The organism is Erwinia plantamica (genome assembly GCF_043420595.1).
Classification (GTDB): domain Bacteria; phylum Pseudomonadota; class Gammaproteobacteria; order Enterobacterales; family Enterobacteriaceae; genus Erwinia; species Erwinia aeris.
This window is the reverse complement of record NZ_JBGCUC010000019.1, coordinates 1-16,163: the sequence shown is the minus strand read 5'-3', so window position 1 is coordinate 16,163 and position 16,163 is coordinate 1. Positions and strand designations below refer to the sequence as shown.

13 protein-coding genes are annotated in these 16,163 nt (G+C 56.7%); 11 read left to right on the top strand and 2 right to left on the bottom strand.

All coding sequences use genetic code 11. The features are described 5' to 3' along the window. The first annotated feature begins 21 nt into the window (after nt 1-21). The 5 genes from proX to emrB all read left to right on the top strand — a co-directional run bounded on the left by proX (nt 22) and on the right by emrB (nt 6,592). The gene (gene proX / locus AB3U87_RS18130) at nt 22-1,014 is read left to right on the top strand and encodes a glycine betaine/L-proline ABC transporter substrate-binding protein ProX (RefSeq protein ID WP_394150001.1); all 993 of its coding nucleotides are present in this window, start codon (nt 22-24) and stop codon (nt 1,012-1,014) included. A 523-nt stretch (nt 1,015-1,537) separates the two neighbouring features. Continuing rightward, nucleotides 1,538-2,722 carry an MFS transporter gene (locus AB3U87_RS18125; protein WP_253459059.1) on the top strand — a complete coding sequence of 395 codons (1,185 nt, stop codon included), beginning with the start codon at nt 1,538-1,540 and terminating at the stop codon, nt 2,720-2,722. Nucleotides 2,723-3,198: 476 nt separating this feature from the next. After that, nucleotides 3,199-3,729, top strand: a complete 531-nt coding sequence (gene mprA, locus AB3U87_RS18120) for a transcriptional repressor MprA (protein WP_253459056.1) — start codon at nt 3,199-3,201, stop codon at nt 3,727-3,729. Nucleotides 3,730-3,878: 149 nt separating this feature from the next. Then, complete coding sequence (emrA, locus tag AB3U87_RS18115; protein ID WP_253459053.1) at nt 3,879-5,039, top strand: multidrug efflux MFS transporter periplasmic adaptor subunit EmrA; 1,161 nt, start codon at nt 3,879-3,881, stop codon at nt 5,037-5,039. A gap of 17 nt (nt 5,040-5,056) precedes the next feature. Continuing rightward, nucleotides 5,057-6,592 (top strand): multidrug efflux MFS transporter permease subunit EmrB, encoded by a 1,536-nt coding sequence (emrB, locus tag AB3U87_RS18110; RefSeq protein ID WP_253459050.1) that lies wholly within the window; start codon nt 5,057-5,059, stop codon nt 6,590-6,592. Nucleotides 6,593-6,677: 85 nt separating this feature from the next. Here the strand turns inward: emrB and AB3U87_RS18105 are convergent, their stop codons facing one another. Next, a complete protein-coding gene (locus AB3U87_RS18105; protein ID WP_253459047.1) occupies nt 6,678-7,700 on the bottom strand; it encodes a tRNA/rRNA methyltransferase in 1,023 nt (340 codons plus the stop codon). Between the two features lie 239 nt (nt 7,701-7,939). Here AB3U87_RS18105 and trxC point away from each other — a divergent pair, with 239 nt between their 5' ends. The 5 genes from trxC to AB3U87_RS18080 all read left to right on the top strand — a co-directional run bounded on the left by trxC (nt 7,940) and on the right by AB3U87_RS18080 (nt 14,395). Then, on the top strand, nt 7,940-8,359 hold the full coding sequence (gene trxC, locus AB3U87_RS18100) for a thioredoxin TrxC (RefSeq protein ID WP_394149997.1): 420 nt from the start codon (nt 7,940-7,942) through the stop codon (nt 8,357-8,359). Between the two features lie 82 nt (nt 8,360-8,441). Further along, nucleotides 8,442-9,146 carry a tRNA-uridine aminocarboxypropyltransferase gene (locus tag AB3U87_RS18095; RefSeq protein ID WP_394149996.1) on the top strand — a complete coding sequence of 235 codons (705 nt, stop codon included), beginning with the start codon at nt 8,442-8,444 and terminating at the stop codon, nt 9,144-9,146. A gap of 776 nt (nt 9,147-9,922) precedes the next feature. Beyond that, nucleotides 9,923-12,565: a bifunctional acetate--CoA ligase family protein/GNAT family N-acetyltransferase gene (locus AB3U87_RS18090; protein WP_369896973.1), complete on the top strand. Its 2,643-nt coding sequence runs from the start codon at nt 9,923-9,925 to the stop codon at nt 12,563-12,565. A 114-nt stretch (nt 12,566-12,679) separates the two neighbouring features. Then, on the top strand, nt 12,680-14,035 hold the full coding sequence (gene pssA, locus AB3U87_RS18085) for a CDP-diacylglycerol--serine O-phosphatidyltransferase (RefSeq protein WP_253461240.1): 1,356 nt from the start codon (nt 12,680-12,682) through the stop codon (nt 14,033-14,035). Nucleotides 14,036-14,077: 42 nt separating this feature from the next. Beyond that, the gene (locus AB3U87_RS18080) at nt 14,078-14,395 is read left to right on the top strand and encodes a YfiM family lipoprotein (protein ID WP_301252699.1); all 318 of its coding nucleotides are present in this window, start codon (nt 14,078-14,080) and stop codon (nt 14,393-14,395) included. Here the strand turns inward: AB3U87_RS18080 and AB3U87_RS18075 are convergent. Then, nucleotides 14,392-15,696, bottom strand: a complete 1,305-nt coding sequence (locus tag AB3U87_RS18075) for an MFS family transporter (RefSeq protein ID WP_253459036.1) — start codon at nt 15,694-15,696, stop codon at nt 14,392-14,394. The two genes, AB3U87_RS18080 and AB3U87_RS18075, sit on opposite strands and share 4 nt — an antisense overlap. 198 nt (nt 15,697-15,894) lie before the next feature. Between AB3U87_RS18075 and AB3U87_RS18070 the strand changes: the two genes are divergently transcribed. Then, nucleotides 15,895-16,131 carry a hypothetical protein gene (locus tag AB3U87_RS18070; protein ID WP_394149993.1) on the top strand — a complete coding sequence of 79 codons (237 nt, stop codon included), beginning with the start codon at nt 15,895-15,897 and terminating at the stop codon, nt 16,129-16,131. Nucleotides 16,132-16,163: the final 32 nt, after the last annotated feature.

Sequence of the window (16,163 nt, the reverse complement as noted above, 5' to 3'; positions counted from 1 at the left end):
TTTGAATAACAAGGATCTTCTATGCGTAAGACAGCACTGTTAGCCGCCGCATTCTCCACGCTGGCCCTTCCGGCTTTTGCCGCCGATTTGCCTGGTAAAGGCATTACCGTTAAACCTATTCAAAGCACCATTTCGGAAGAAACCTTCCAGACGCTGCTGGTCAGCCGCGCGCTGGAAAAGCTGGGCTATACCGTCGATGAGCCAAGCGAGGTGGATTACAACGTCGGCTATACCTCGCTGGCCGCCGGCGACGCCACCTTTACCGCCGTCAACTGGCAGCCGCTGCATGACGATATGTATAAAGCGGCAGGCGGCGACGCGAAATTCGATCGTCAGGGCACCTATGTGCAGGGCGCGGCGCAGGGCTATCTGATCGATAAGAAAACCGCCGAAAAATATCATATTACCCGAATCGACCAGCTGAAAGATCCTGAGCTGGCGAAGCTTTTCGACAGCAACAACGACGGCAAAGCGGATCTGACCGGCTGTACGCCAGGCTGGGGCTGCGAAGCAGTTATCAACCATCAGATCAAAGCCTACGGCCTGAGCAATACGGTTGAACACAATCAGGGCAACTATTCGGCAATGATTGCCGATACGATTTCCCGCTTTAAAGAAGGCAAGCCGATCCTTTACTACACCTGGACGCCTTACTGGGTCAGCGACAAGCTGGTACCCGGTCGGGATGTCGTCTGGCTACAGGTGCCGTTTTCCGCCATGCCTGGTGAGCAAAAGGCTCTGGATACTAAATTGCCGAACGGCGCTAATTACGGCTTCCCGGTGAACAGTATGCATATCGTGGCGAATAAGGCCTGGGCTGAGAAAAATCCGGCGGCGGCTAAACTGTTTGCCGAAATGAAACTGCCGCTGGCGGATATCAATGCGCAGAACGCGCGTATGCAGCAGGGTCAGTCCAGCGAAGCGGATATCAATGCGCACGTCAACGGCTGGATCAAAGCGCATCAGGCGCAGTTTGACGGCTGGATCCACGACGCGCTCGCCGCCGCTAAATAAAAACCCGCTTGATACAAGGGAAAGCGCACGGCCGGCTAGCCATCATATAGCTATGTGGAAGCACGCGGCCATAGCCATGTGGAAGTATGCGGCCCGTCTGCCACGATATAGCTATGTGAAAGAACGCGGCCATAGCCATGTGGAAGCATGCGGCCCGTCTGCCACGATATAGCTATGTGAAAGAACGCGGCCATAGCCCTGTGGAAGCATGCGGCCCGTCTGCCACAATATAGCTATGTAGAAGAATGTGGCCGGTTAGCCACGATATAGCTACGTGAAAGAACGCGGCCCGTTTGCCACGATATAGCTATGTGAAAGAAGATAATCGGTTTGCCGTGCCCCGCGTCGTTTCCGGCGCGGGACACGCGCCCTCTTCTCTCGTTTCCCTGGCTACAGCGTTGCGGTAAAAGTTCCCTTTCCGCTTTCGGCGGCAATCCGCGCCAATTGTAAATAATTCTATAAATAAAATAGTTTTTCAGGTTACTATCAAGCTATTCTTCTTTTTAAATTTCTGATTATCACCATGAAATCCCCTCAGCACGGTCTTAGCTCTGCCCTTGTTGCCCTGATGTCGATCGCCACCGGCCTTTCCGTTGCCAGCAACTATTATGTGCAGCCGCTACTGGAAACCATCGCGCGCGCTTTTTCTCTTTCCGTTAACGAAGCGGGGTTTATCGTCACCACCGCACAGCTTGGCTACGCCGTCGGCTTACTGCTGCTGGTACCGCTGGGCGATATGCTGGAGCGCCGGGCGCTGATTGTGGTGATGAGCCTGCTGGCAGCGGGCGGCATGGTGATCACCGCGCTTTCCACCAATATTGTCTTTATGCTGCTGGGCACGGCGCTGACCGGGCTGTTTTCGGTGGTGGCGCAGATCCTGGTGCCGCTGGCGGCCACGCTGGCCGCGCCGGAGAAACGGGGTAAGGTCGTCGGCACCGTAATGAGCGGACTGCTGCTGGGCATTCTGCTGGCGCGCACCATTGCAGGCGGTCTGGCACAGCTGGGCGGCTGGCGCACCGTTTACTGGGTTGCCAGCGCGCTGATGGTACTGATGGCGCTGGCGTTATGGCGCTATCTGCCGCGTTATAAGCAGTCGGTAGCGCTTAACTATCCGCAGCTGCTGCGCTCAATCTTCACGCTCTATTTTACTACGCCGATCTTAAGAACCCGCGCGGTTATCGGCTGCCTGGCGTTCGCCAACTTCAGTATGCTGTGGACCTCAATGGCTTTCCTGCTGGCTTCGCCGCCTTACGGTTTCTCGGAAGGCGAAATCGGCCTGCTTGGGCTGGTGGGCGCTGCAGGCGCGCTGGCGGCACGTCAGGCGGGTTCGCTGGCGGATAAAGGTAAGGCTCGCCTGACCACCACCGTCGGCCTGCTGATCCTGCTGGCCTCATGGGCGATCACCGCGATGGGCGGTCACTCGCTGACTGCGCTGGTTATTGGCATTATCCTGCTCGATTTGGCCGTACAGGGCGTACATATTACCAATCAGAGCGTGATCTACCGCGCTATGCCGGAGGCGCGCAACCGTCTTACCGCCGGTTATATGACCAGCTATTTCATCGGCGGCGCCGCCGGTTCGCTGCTCTCGGCCGCCGCCTATCAGTACGCTGGCTGGCACGGCGTCTGCGCGGTGGGTGCTTTCATCACCGTGCTTAACCTGTTGAGCTGGTGGCGAGGCTCCCGTTACGAGCTGACAACGGATTAACCCGTTGATAACGTATTGCAACACTTTCAGCGCCGCCGCCCTGTTAAGCGTTTACACAGTCTGGTATGGTTAGCCTGACACTTATTCAGGTTAGTTACTTTTTCGATTGAAACTATTAAATTCTTAACGGTACAGCATCCCTTGTTACGCAGGCGCTATGCGGAATTTTTTTCGGCTATAGCGTAGCAATAATGGGTAACCGGCCCCGCGCTGATTACCCCGGCCTGCTGGCAGGCGATTGGGTTTGACGTTTTTTGGCAGCCCACTCCCGCCGGTTTGCCGTTTTCGCCCGACCTCCGGGTTCGGGCATGACAGGTAGAACCTGTAGCAGCGCCCCGTTCCGGCGCTGCATAACGCCCTGGGTTATGGAGTGACCTGGACAATAGAGATGGCGTTGGCTGGCCATGCCAGCCGACAGACACGACATTATATCGCCGTCGTTACAATACCAGTTGCAACTTATGAGGTTCCCCCAGATGGAAAGTTCGTTTGCCCCCATTGAACAGATGCTGAATTTCCGCGCTAACCGTCAGAAAGATTTCCCTTTACAGGAAATTATGCTGACGCGCCTCTGCATGCATATGCAGAGCAAGCTGCTGGAAAACCGCAACAAAATGCTCAAGGCACAGGGGATTAACGAGACGCTGTTTATGGCGCTGATCACGCTCGACGCGCAGGAAAACCACAGTATTCAGCCTTCAGAACTCAGCTCCGCGCTGGGCTCGTCCCGTACTAACGCCACCCGTATCGCCGATGAGCTGGAAAAGCGCGGCTGGATCGAACGCCGTGAAAGCGATAACGATCGCCGCTGTCTGCATCTGCATTTAACCGAGAAAGGCCATGATTTTCTGCGCCAGCTGCTGCCGCCGCAGCATCAGTGTCTGCAGCTGCTCTGGTCCGCGCTCAGTCCGGCAGAAAAAGGCCAGCTGGAAGGCATAACGCGTAAACTACTGACGCGTCTGGATAAAATGGACGAAGACGAGACGATCGCCGCCCTTTCTCGCTAAGCTTTCCCGCAATAGCATATTGTGCGACACAACCGCCGCCGCTTATCGCTATTTTAGCCGCAACCCAACTGATGCCAGCGCTTTTGCGCTGGCATTTTCGGATCCGGAACCGGCCTCCGGAGCCTGCCAGGATGAACGTGGAGAACCTTATGAGTGCAGAAGCACAGCAGCAACCCAACAATAAAAAGAAGAAGCGCAAAGGCGCGCTAATCGTGCTGGCGTTGATATTCGTTATCGCCGGGCTGGCATGGCTGGCCTGGTGGTTTATCGTGCTGCGCCATTTCCAGGAAACCGATGACGCCTACGTGGCGGGCAATCAGGTGCAGGTCATGGCGCAGGTATCGGGCAGCGTCAACAAGGTCTGGTTTGACGATACTGACCACGTTCATAAAGGCGACGTGCTGGTAACGCTGGACAAAACGGACGCGGAACAGGCTTTCGAGAAGGCGCAGACCGCGCTGGCGACCAGCGTGCGTCAGACCCACCAGCTGATTATCAACGGCAAGCAGTATCAGGCAACGATTGAGCTGCAAAAAACCGCGCTGGCGCAGGCGCAGGCCGATCTGAAACGTCGCGAACCGCTGGGCGCCGCTAACCTGATCGGACGCGAAGATTTACAGCACGCGCGCGATGCCGTCGCTACGGCTCAGGCTCAGCTTGAGGTGGCGATCGAGCAGTATAACGCCAACCAGGCGGCAATCCTGAATACCTCTCTGGAGAATCAGCCGGCGGTGAAACAGAGCGCGGCCGAACTGCGTGACGCGTGGCTGGCTTTGCAGCGTACCGAGATTGTCAGCCCGATTGACGGTTTCATCTCCCGGCGCAGCGTGCAGGTTGGCTCGCAGATCTCAACCACTACGCCGCTGCTGGCCGTGGTGCCGGAGAAAAATCTCTGGGTAGACGCCAACTATAAAGAAACGCAGCTGGCCGATGTGCGTATCGGTCAGCCTGCCACGGTTGTCAGCGATATTTACGGCGACGACGTGGTTTATCACGGCAAAGTCGTAGGGCTGGATATGGGCACCGGCAGCGCGTTCTCGCTGCTGCCCGCGCAGAACGCAACGGGCAACTGGATCAAAGTGGTGCAGCGTTTGCCGGTGCGTATCGAGCTAAACCCTGACGAGGTCGCGCGTCATCCGCTGCGCATCGGTCTGTCGACGCTGGTTAAAATCGACACCAGCAATAAAGACGGCAGCGTACTTGCCACCAGCGTGCGCCAGAAACCCGCTTATGAAAGCGACGCGCTGGCGTTGGATCTGGCTCCGGTCAACCAGCTGATTGCCGATATCATTCACGCAAATGCGGGCTGAGCGCGCGGGAGGCTGTTATGGCACAAAAACCGCTTGAAGGCGCCCAGCTGGTTCTGATGACCATCGCGCTGTCGCTGGCGACGTTTATGCAGGTGCTGGATTCCACTATCGCCAACGTCGCTATTCCGACTATCGCCGGTAATCTGGGCGCCTCTAACTCGCAGGGCACCTGGGTGGTGACCTCGTTCGGCGTCGCCAACGCGATTTCTATTCCCATTACCGGCTGGCTGGCGAAGCGCGTGGGTGAAGTAAAGCTCTTTGTCTGGGCGACCGCCGCTTTCGCCGTCGCCTCCTGGCTATGCGGTATGTCCAATAGCCTGGGCATGTTGATTTTCTTCCGCGTCCTGCAGGGCGTGGTGGCCGGGCCATTGATCCCGCTGTCGCAGAGCCTGCTGCTCAGCAACTATCCGCCCGCGAAGCGCAGCATCGCCCTGTCGCTCTGGGCGATGACGGTGATTGTCGCGCCTATTTGCGGGCCGATCCTGGGCGGCTGGATCAGCGATAACTATCACTGGGGCTGGATCTTCTTTATCAACGTGCCTATCGGCGTGGTAGTGGTGATCCTGACGCTGCAAACGTTGCGCAATCGGGAAACGGCAACGGCAATCCGGCCTATTGATACGGTCGGGCTGGTGCTGCTGATCGTCGGGATTGGCTCGCTGCAAATGATGCTCGACCGTGGCAAGGAACTGGACTGGTTCAGCTCGCCGGAGATTATCACGCTAACCATTGTCGCGGTGATAGCGCTGGCGGTGCTGCTGGTCTGGGAGCTGACGGACGACCATCCGATCATCGATCTGTCGCTGTTTAAGTCGCGGAATTTCACCATCGGCTGCCTCTGTATCAGCCTGGCCTATATGCTCTATTTCGGGTCGATAGTGCTGTTGCCGCAGCTGCTGCAGGAGGTCTACGGCTACACGGCCACCTGGGCCGGGCTGGCTTCCGCGCCGGTCGGCATCCTGCCGGTGATCCTGTCGCCTATTATCGGCCGGTTCGCCCATCGGCTGGATATGCGCAAGCTGGTCACCTTCAGCTTCATTATGTATGCGGTTTGCTTTTACTGGCGAGCCTATACGTTTGAACCCGGCATGGATTTCGGCGCATCGGCCTGGCCGCAGTTTATTCAGGGCTTTGCCGTGGCCTGCTTCTTTATGCCGCTGACCACCATCACGCTGTCCGGGCTGCCGCCGGAGCGGCTGGCGGCCGCGTCCAGCCTGTCGAACTTTACGCGCACGCTGGCCGGGTCGATCGGCACCTCGATCACTACCACAATGTGGACCGACCGCGAGGCGATGCACCACAGCCAGCTTACGGAGTCAGTGAACGCTTACAACTTCAATTCGCAGGAGATGTACGGCAAGCTGAATCAGCTGGGGATGTCGCACGATCAGGCTTCGGGCTGGATTGCGCAGCAGATCACTAATCAGGGGCTGATTATCTCCGCCAACGAGATTTTCTGGGCTTCCGCTGGCGTCTTTCTGTTTCTGCTGGTGCTGGTCTGGTTTGCCCGGCCGCCGTTTGGCTCCGGCAGCGGCGGCGGCGGCGCGCACTGAGTCGATATAAAAAAAACGGGCCGCAATGGCCCGTTTTTAATGGCTTAACCGTCAGCTTTCATGAACCTTAACGGCCCGCTTCGCCTCAGGCGTTCTGACGCCACCATTCCGCCAGCAGAATGCCGGTCGCTACGGAAACGTTAAGGCTTTCCACGTTGCCGGTGCCGCCGATAGAAACGCTCAGGTCGCCCTGCTCCAGCGTGGTGTCGGACAGGCCGTCGCTCTCCTGACCCAATACCAGCACCATCTTAGCGGGCAGCGCAGCCTGCGCCAGCGGCTCGCCCTGATGGCTGGACGTGGTTACGATGGCGTAACCGGCACGGCGAAACGCATCCAGACCTTCAGCAAAGCTTTCACCGCTGATAGCCTGCACGTGTTCCGCGCCGCCTTCCGCCGTGCGTACCGCCGCGCCGGATTCCAGTAGCGAAGCATCCTGCACCAGCAGCCCTTTCACACCGAAGTGCGCGCAGCTGCGCATGATACCGCCCAGGTTATGCGGGTTGCCGATATCTTCCAGCGCCAGCACGCAATCTTTCTCTGGTGCCTTAGCCAGCCACTCGCGAACCTGAATGCCGGGACGCTTTTTGATCAGGAAGCAGACGCCGCCGTGATGTTCGGTGCCGGACGCCTTCGCCAGCTCCGCATCGTCTACCACATGGTAGGCTTTACGGTTGGCGGCCATCCATTTCAGCGCATCGCGAAAACGCGGCGTTACGCTCTGGACGAACCAGGCGCGCACGATGCAGTCGGGACGGCTCTGGAACAGCGCCTGACAGGCGTTTTCGCCATAGACGCGCGTTTCTTCATTACGCTGACGACGGATCTGCTCCGGGTCGATACCGCTTTTGCCGCCGATGCCGCCGTAATCGGGCTTGTCATCTACCGCTGACGGCGCGCGTGAAACCGTACGCCATGGCGAACCGCCTGCTACGTCGCGATCGCGCCCGCCACGCGGCTTTTCTGTATTACGTGAAGAACGGCGGTCGCCGTCCGGACGAGGCGCGCCTTTACCGGTACGGGGATTTCCCGTCCGGCTGCTGCTCTCATCATCGCCGCGGACATACATCACTTTGACTTTACCGCTTTTACCTTTAAATTCGTCGTTCATTTTCCCTCCACCTGGCTGAGCGCGAAGCGCGCAGATTACCTGATGTGGCACCGCTTAGCTATTAACTTCCCGCTAAAGGCTCGTTTCCGTGCCGTGCTGACCTTTAAGACAGCATAAATCGCGTGAGTCACGACCTATTGTACCCATCGAACAAATCTCTTTGTTGCTGACGCAAAGCCGAACCATAATTACCGCTACTTAATCATAACAAAGTAAGCGATCGCTTACCGAGGTGTATCATGAATACGGTTTGTGCTTCATGCCAGGCGACCAACCGCGTGCCGCCGGAACGTATTGAAGACGGCGCAAAGTGCGGCCGCTGCGGCGACGAGCTTTTCAATGGCGAGGTCATTAACGCCACTACCGCCACGCTGGATAAATATTTACAGGACGATCTGCCGGTTGTCGTGGATTTCTGGGCGCCGTGGTGCGGCCCCTGCGTTAACTTTGCGCCGGTATATAAAGACGTTGCGCTAGAGCGCGGCGGCCAGGTTCGCTTCCTGAAGGTGAATACCGAAGCGGAGCCGGAGATCAGCGCACGTTTTCGCATCCGCAGCATCCCGACCATTATGATCTTTAAGCAGGGTCAGATGGTGGATATGCTCAGCGGCGCGATGCCTAAAGCCCCTTTCAACGAGTGGCTGGACGAAAACCTCTGAGTCCCTGGTGGTCAGGTTCGCCTGGCCACTACTGTTTTTACCGCTTTTCTGCCAGAATGGCGTTTTCCCCAGATAAATTCCTATGATCGAAAACGCCGTTCTTCGCCTGCGCGCCGAGCGCCTTGCGCGGGCTACCCGTCCTTTTCTTGCTCGCGGCAATCGTATCCCCCGCTGTCAGCGCTGCCTGCTGCCAAAAAAGAACTGCCTGTGCGAGACCCTACAGCCGGTAGCGGCGCGCAGTCGTTTTTGCCTGGTGATGTTTGACAGCGAACCGATGAAGCCCAGCAACACGGGCCGCCTGATTGCCGATATCCTGCCCGATACGCAGGCTTTCGGCTGGTCGCGCACCGAGCCCGATCCCCGGCTGCTGGCCGCGGTAAAAAATCCTGACGTGCAGCCGCTGGTGGTGTTCCCGCAATCCTACGCCGATGCGGATCGCCCGGTGATAAACCGTCCTCCCGTCAACGGTAAACCCCCGCTGTTTATTATGCTCGACGGCACCTGGACCGAAGCGCGCAAGATGTTCCGCAAAAGCCCGTGGCTGGATACGTTGCCGGTAATGTCGCTGACGCTCAGCCGCCCGTCCAACTATCAACTGCGCGAGTCGCACGGCGACGGCCAGCACTGTACGGCCGAAGTCGCGGCGGAGCTGCTGCTTCAGGCGGGCGATACCGCAGCGGGTACGGCGCTCTTCCGGCACTTCGATCTGTTTCGCCAGCGCTATCTGGCGGGTAAGCCGCACCATCCGTCTCATCAGCAAAGCGCGGCCGTGACATCCGACGATTAAAAAAGGGCGGCCTTTATACTGGCCGCCCTTTTCTGCTCTCTGGGTTTTATGTGTGTTTAAAATAATATATTTCCGGCTCTTCTGGACTATCGGTTACATATTATATCGATATTCTAATTGGGCAGAAACCACTCAAAAAAAATAACCAGCAGCCGGATATAAAGCCACTACTTGTTAATTTAGACAGGATACCCCTTGCGCAGCCTTATGGTGATTTAGCTCAGCAAAGGCCAGGCTGATGCCCTCCATAAGGTACCGATATAAGGGGAAAAACCGCGTGCCCGTAAGGGAAAATGAGCCGCCTGCTTCTGTTACAGGCCAAGGGTACTTGTTTATTTGAAAAGTAAAAGCCCTGCCATCACCAACAAAATCAGACGACTCATTTAATTCATATTCATCAGTGAAAACACTTCCCCTTAAAGGCGGATAACATTCGCTGACGACATATTATTACGCGTCTGGTACTGCTTACTCAATCTTAATAATTACCCGTTGGAAAGTAATAATTGAGAGAGAGAAAAAAGTAACTATCGGGCAGCGCTGGTCCGTCAAAATAAAAACGTTCAGCCTTTAAGAATTTAACCTTTTTAACATCCACGCGGTTATTACAGAATTTCTCTACGGCACAGGTAAAAAATCAACGGCGTGCTGCATCTCTGCTGTCTGGCAGCCTGTAAACCAGATAAATTTGTGAGCTGATACCGAGGATTGCGGCCTGGCTACGGCACCAGACGTCGGTTGGCGTTAAACTCACTTTTTCTGCACAGGAGACGGCTATGAGTCAACGAGGGCTGGAAGCGCTGTTACGCCCCAAATCCATCGCGGTTATTGGTGCCTCGCCGCGCCCGGAACGCGCGGGCTATCTGATGATGCGCAATCTGCTGGCGGGAGGGTTTAGCGGTTCCGTTCTGCCGGTCACGCCGAAGTATCAGGCCGTATGCGGCGTGATGGCCTGGCCCGATGTCGCCAGCCTGCCCTTTGCCCCCGACCTGGCGGTAATCTGCACGCACAGTCGCCATAATATCGTCCTGCTCCAGGCGCTGGGCGAGCGCGGCTGCAAAGCCTGCATCATTCTCTCTTCGCCGGGCAGCCAGCATGACGAGCTGCGTGAGTGCGCCAGCCGTTTGCAGATCCGCCTGCTCGGGCCAAACAGCCTGGGACTGCTTGCGCCCTGGCAAGGGCTGAACGCCAGCTTTTCCCCGGTGCCTATTTATCAGGGCAGGCTGGCGTTTATTTCGCAGTCCGCCGCCGTCTCTAATACCATTCTCGACTGGGCGCAGCAGCGGCAGCTGGGCTTCTCCTGGTTTATCGCGCTCGGCGACAGTCTGGATATCGACGTGGACGACCTGCTGGATTTTCTGGCGCGCGACGGCAAAACCAGCGCTATTCTGCTCTGTCTGGAGCAGTTAAGCGACGCACGGCGCTTTGTCTCGGCAGCCCGCAGCGCCGCCCGAAACAAGCCGGTGCTGGTGATTAAAAGCGGGCGCTCGCAGCAGGCGCGTCAGCTGCTGGGCGCGCCCGGCGGCATGGACGGCGCCTGGGATGCGGCGATACAGCGTGCAGGCCTGCTGCGGGTACAGGATATGCACGAGCTCTTTTCCGCGGTGGAAACCCTCAGCTATATGCGGCCGCTGCGCGGTGAGCGACTGATGATTATCAGTAACGGCGCCGCGCCTGCCGCGCTGGCGCTGGATGCGCTGGATGCGCGCGGCGGCAAACTGGCAACACTGGGCGAGGCGTTAACGGCGGCGCTGCAAAGCTGTCTGCCGGACGGCTGCCAGGCCGGCAATCCTTTGGATCTGAAAGATGACGCTACGCCAGAACGCTATCAGCAGGTGGTGTCGCTGCTGCTCGGCAGCCACGATATCGATGCGCTGCTGGTGATTTACGCGCCCAGCGCCGTTGCGCCCGCTACCCTCACCGCGCAACGATTAATAGAGGTGACGGCAAAGCATCCGCGAGCGAAACAGATCGCCCTGCTGACCAACTGGTGCGGCGAGTTCTCTGCGCCTGAAGCGCGCCGCCACTTCAGCGAGGCCGGTATTCCCACCTATCGTACGCCGGAAGGCGCGGTCACCGCGTTTATGCATATGGTGGAATACCGCCGTAATCAGAAGCAGCTGCGCGAAACGCCCGCGCTTCCGGCCGATCTGGCGACCAATACGGCAGAAGCCCACCAGCTCATTCACCTGGCGCTGAAAGAGGGCGTGACCACGCTGGATACCCACGAAGTCCAGGGCATTTTGCAGGCCTATGGCTTAACGACGTTGCCAACCTGGATCGCCAGCGACAGCGTGGAGGCGGTACAGATAGCCAGTCAGGCAGGCTATCCGGTAGCGCTTAAGCTGCGCTCGCCCGATATCCCGCATAAATCGGAAGTCCAGGGCGTGATGCTCTATCTGCGCTCGGCTGGCGAGGTGCAGCAGGCGGCGGAAGCCATTATCGACCGGGTCAAACTCGCCTGGCCGCAGGCGCGTATCGACGGGCTGCTGGTGCAGAGCATGGCCAACCGCGCCGGCGCTCAGGAGTTGCGTATCGTGATGGAGCAGGATCCCGTATTCGGGCCGGTGATTATGCTGGGCGAAGGCGGCATTGAGTGGCAGGCAGAGCGGCAGGCCGCCGTAGCCTTGCCGCCGCTGAATATGGCGCTCGCCCGCTATCTGATTATTCAGGCCATTAAAAATGGTAAAATACGCGGACGCAGCGCGCTTTCGCCGCTGGATATTTCGGGCCTTAGCCGGGTTTTGGTGCAGGTGTCCAACCTGATCGTGGACTGTCCGGAGATCAGGCGGCTTGATATCCATCCTTTGCTGGCGGCAGGCGAAACCTTCTCGTTACTGGATGTCACTATGCAGCTGGCGCCTTTCGACGGCGATCCCGAAGCGCGCCTGGCTATCCGTCCGTATCCGCACCAGCTGGAAGAACAGGCACAGCTGAAAAACGGTGAACCGCTGCTGTTCCGGCCCATCCTGCCGGAAGATGAGCCACTGCTACAGCAGTTTATTGCTCAGGTGACGAAAGAAGATCTTTATTATCGCTACTTTAGTGAGATCAATGAGTTCACCCATGATGATTTGGCTAACATGACCCAGATCGACTACGATCGGGAGATGGCGATCGTTGCGGTGCGTCAGCATGAGATCGTCGGCGTAACCCGCGCGGTCTCTGACGCCGACAACGTGGACGCCGAGTTTTCGGTGCTGGTGCGTTCCGATTTGAAGGGGCTGGGCCTGGGGCGTCAGCTGCTGGAAAAGATGATCGACTATACCCGTCAACATGGTCTGCTGAAGCTCAACGGCATTACTATGCCGAATAATCGCGGCATGATAGCGCTGGCGCGCAAGCTGGGTTTTACCGTGGATATCCAGCTTGAGGACGGTATTGTCGCGCTCTCCCTGACGCTACAGGAAAACGGTTAATGTCTGGAAACGTAAAACTGCCCACATCCCGCCTGACTGATGGTAACATTAGCGGTTATGGCGATGATTTTAAGGCAAAAGGCTATTCCATGAACAGAGAAGAAACGCACTGTGATGCTGTCTAAATTCAAACGTAACAAGCACCAACAGCACCTTGCGCAACTGCCAAAACTGTCTCAGTCGGTTGCCGATTTTACCACGCTGTATACGCCTGCCGACTTCCGCCAAACGCTGCTGGAAAAAATAGCATCGGCGACAACACGTATCTGCCTTGTGGCGCTCTATCTGGAAAACGATGACGGCGGACGAGCTATTCTTTCCGCGCTATACGAGGCAAAGCGCCTCCGGCCCGGGCTGGATGTCCGCATTCTGGTTGACTGGCATCGCGCGCAGCGAGGCCGTATCGGCGCTTCTCGCGGCGCAACCAACGCGGACTGGTATTGCGAGATGGCCGAACAAAATGCCGATATCGCTATTCCTGTATACGGCGTGCCGGTAAATACCCGTGAAGCGCTGGGCGTTCTGCACCTGAAAGGCTCGGTCATTGACGATACGCTGCTTTATACGGGCGCGAGTCTGAACGACGTCTATCTGCATCAGCACGAGCGTTATCGTTACGATCGCTACCAGCTGATTACCAATCCCACGCTGGCCGATACGCTGTTGAACTGGATTGACACCAATCTTATTCAGGCCGAAGCCGTTCACCGGCTCGATCAGCGCGAGCGCCCGAAAAGCCCTGAGATAAAAAACGAAACGCGGCAGTTTCGTCAGGAACTGCGTGGCTTCGATTATGATTTCGAAGGCGACGCCAACAACGAGCAGCTGGCGGTCACGCCGCTGGTCGGGCTGGGTAAACGCAGCCTGTTGAATAAAACCATTTATCATCTGATGCCCTGTGCCGAGCAGAAGCTGACGCTTTGTACGCCCTATTTCAACCTGCCCGCGATCCTGGTCCGTAATATTATCTGGCTGCTGCGCCGGGGCAAAGACGTTGAAATCATCGTCGGCGACAAGACCGCAAATGATTTCTATATCCCGCAGGATCAGCCTTTTAAAATTATCGGCGCGTTGCCTTATCTGTATGAGATTAACCTGCGCCGCTTCCTCAGCCGCCTGCAATATTATGTCACCAGCGGTCAGCTGACCGTGCGGCTGTGGAAAGATGGCGAGAACAGCTACCATCTGAAAGGCATGTGGGTGGACGAAGAGTGGATGCTGATCACCGGCAACAACCTCAATCCGCGCGCCTGGCGGCTTGACCTGGAAAACGCCGTGTTGATCCATGACCCGCTCCAGGAACTGGCCGCACAGCGCGAAAAAGAGCTGGCGCTGATCCGCGAACATACCACGGTTGTGCAACACTATCGGGATTTGGAAAGCATTGCGGACTATCCGGTCAAGGTCAGAAAGCTGATCCGCCGCCTGCGACGTATTCGCATCGACAGGCTAATCAGCCGTATTCTGTAAGCCAGCTATACTAAGCCCTGTCAGTCATACAGGGCTTTTTTTATGCGCTTGCTTCCTCTTATTCTGCTTTGCTGTTCCGGCTGTAGCCATATGGCCCAAGACAGCTGGACAGGTAAAGATAAAGCGGAACACTTCTTTTCTTCCGCGTTTCTTTCTGCGGCGGGCACCGCTTACGGCGAACGTCAGAACTGGCATGAAAGCCACAGCGGCGGTTTCGGCCTGCTGTTCTCCATCAGCCTGGGCGCGGGCAAGGAGTTTTATGACAGTCGCGAAGCGGGTTCAGGCTGGAGCTGGAAAGATTTCAGCTGGGATATAGCCGGCGCCGCCACCGGCTATACTCTCTGGAATACGGCTCGTTAAAGCTTCATCCCCTTCCCTTTCTTATGCAGCAGCAGCGATACCAGGAAGGCAACCGCGCCCATAGCGGAAACATACCAGAAAAAACTATTCTCGCTTCCCGCCGCCTTAAGCGACAGAGCCACATATTCCGCCGATCCGCCAAATAAAGCGTTAGCCACCGCATAGGAAAGCCCCACGCCCAACGCACGCACCTCTGGCGGGAACATCTCCGCCTTCAGGATACCGCTGATTGAGGTATAAAAACTGGTAATCAACAGGGCAAGCATGACCAGCGCAAAGGCGACCCAACTGCTTTGGACGTTTTGCAATATCGTCAGGATCGGCACGGTGCAGATCGCCGCCATGCCGCCAAAGATCAGCATCGATCCTTTCCGGCCGATCTTATCGGAAAGCGCGCCGATCAAAGGCTGGATCAGCATAAAGATAAAAAGTGCCGCCGTCATTAATGCGCTGGCGCTGCGCGTATCCATCCCTGAGGTATTCACCAGATACTTCTGCATATAGGTGGTAAAAGTATAAAAACTTAACGAACCGCCAGCGGTAAATCCTAATACCATTATAAATGCACGACGGTGCTTCCAGAGCCCTTTTAACGATCCGGCATCCTGATGCGTGCGGCTTTTTTTGTCGGAGGTTTCATTTAAAGAACGGCGTAAATAGAGCGCGACAACGGCAAGCAGCGCGCCCAGCGCGAAAGGAATGCGCCAGCCCCATGCGCGTAAATCTTCATCGGATAAAAGCTGTTGCAGAACGACCACGGTCAGCAAAGCCAGCAGCTGACCGCCGATCAGTGTGACGTATTGGAATGACGCATAGAAGCCCTTTTTACCTTCAATCGCGACTTCACTCATATAGGTCGCGCTGGTGCCATATTCTCCTCCTACTGATAATCCCTGAAACAAACGAGCCAGCAGCAGAAGCGCGGGCGCCCAAACGCCAATCGCAGCGTAGCCTGGCAGGCAAGCGATAACCAGCGAGCCAAAACACATCATGCAAACAGAGATCAGCATGGAAGTTTTGCGCCCGTGTTTGTCGCCAATATAGCCGAACAGCCACCCGCCGACCGGTCGCATTAAAAAACCGGCGGCGAATACGCCTGCTGTTTGCAGCAGCTGCGTGGTGGCATTACCCGAAGGAAAAAAGATATGGGCGAAATAGAGGGAGCAGAAGGAATAGACATAAAAATCAAACCATTCAACAAGATTACCTGAAGAAGCGCCTACGATGGCCCAAATCCGTTGACGGGTAGTGATGACAGAAGTGCTGGCGGCGTCTGTCTTAGACGATGCGGCATCGAACATAATTCCTCCTCGCATTTTTCCTTGCTAATAATTAGCGTCAAAAGTGAAACAGCAACCAGCAGTAAACCGCACCCGCGTAATGTTAAGAATCTGTTTTTTCAGAGACGAATAGATTTGTGACGCAGATCCGTTTTAGCGCTGCTTTGCCGTGAGGAGAGCGTTCTTCTGACGACAAAAAGGAACTGGATGAGGGTATAAATGCTCGGTGAAGGCATAACCGCAGAGGCGAGTCAGAAGATCGATAACAACTTTTATTTTGAGCAGTTAAATGATGCGAGAGTTCCGCCTGAAGAGAATAAAGCGCGGTTTTTATACGTGCCGGGCCGTAAAGGGAAATTCCGGGCCCCTGCGCGCTTTATCCGCAGCGGAGCCGCTTTTTCCCGGCCCACAAACGCAAAAAACCCCGACCGTGAGGTCGGGGCTGTTGCAATTTGATGCCTGGCAGTTCCCTACTCTCGCATGGGGAG

Excerpts from the sequence above, each read along its gene's own strand:
- proX (WP_394150001.1), top strand. The coding sequence starts at position 22 with ATGCGTAAGACAGCACTGTTAGCCGCCGCATTCTCCACGCTGGCCCTT.
- AB3U87_RS18125 (WP_253459059.1), top strand. The coding sequence starts at position 1,538 with ATGAAATCCCCTCAGCACGGTCTTAGCTCTGCCCTTGTTGCCCTGATG.
- mprA (WP_253459056.1), top strand. The coding sequence starts at position 3,199 with ATGGAAAGTTCGTTTGCCCCCATTGAACAGATGCTGAATTTCCGCGCT.
- emrA (WP_253459053.1), top strand. The coding sequence starts at position 3,879 with ATGAGTGCAGAAGCACAGCAGCAACCCAACAATAAAAAGAAGAAGCGC.
- emrB (WP_253459050.1), top strand. The coding sequence starts at position 5,057 with ATGGCACAAAAACCGCTTGAAGGCGCCCAGCTGGTTCTGATGACCATC.
- AB3U87_RS18105 (WP_253459047.1), bottom strand. The coding sequence starts at position 7,700 with ATGAACGACGAATTTAAAGGTAAAAGCGGTAAAGTCAAAGTGATGTAT.
- trxC (WP_394149997.1), top strand. The coding sequence starts at position 7,940 with ATGAATACGGTTTGTGCTTCATGCCAGGCGACCAACCGCGTGCCGCCG.
- AB3U87_RS18095 (WP_394149996.1), top strand. The coding sequence starts at position 8,442 with ATGATCGAAAACGCCGTTCTTCGCCTGCGCGCCGAGCGCCTTGCGCGG.
- AB3U87_RS18090 (WP_369896973.1), top strand. The coding sequence starts at position 9,923 with ATGAGTCAACGAGGGCTGGAAGCGCTGTTACGCCCCAAATCCATCGCG.
- pssA (WP_253461240.1), top strand. The coding sequence starts at position 12,680 with ATGCTGTCTAAATTCAAACGTAACAAGCACCAACAGCACCTTGCGCAA.
- AB3U87_RS18080 (WP_301252699.1), top strand. The coding sequence starts at position 14,078 with ATGCGCTTGCTTCCTCTTATTCTGCTTTGCTGTTCCGGCTGTAGCCAT.
- AB3U87_RS18075 (WP_253459036.1), bottom strand. The coding sequence starts at position 15,696 with ATGTTCGATGCCGCATCGTCTAAGACAGACGCCGCCAGCACTTCTGTC.
- AB3U87_RS18070 (WP_394149993.1), top strand. The coding sequence starts at position 15,895 with ATGCTCGGTGAAGGCATAACCGCAGAGGCGAGTCAGAAGATCGATAAC.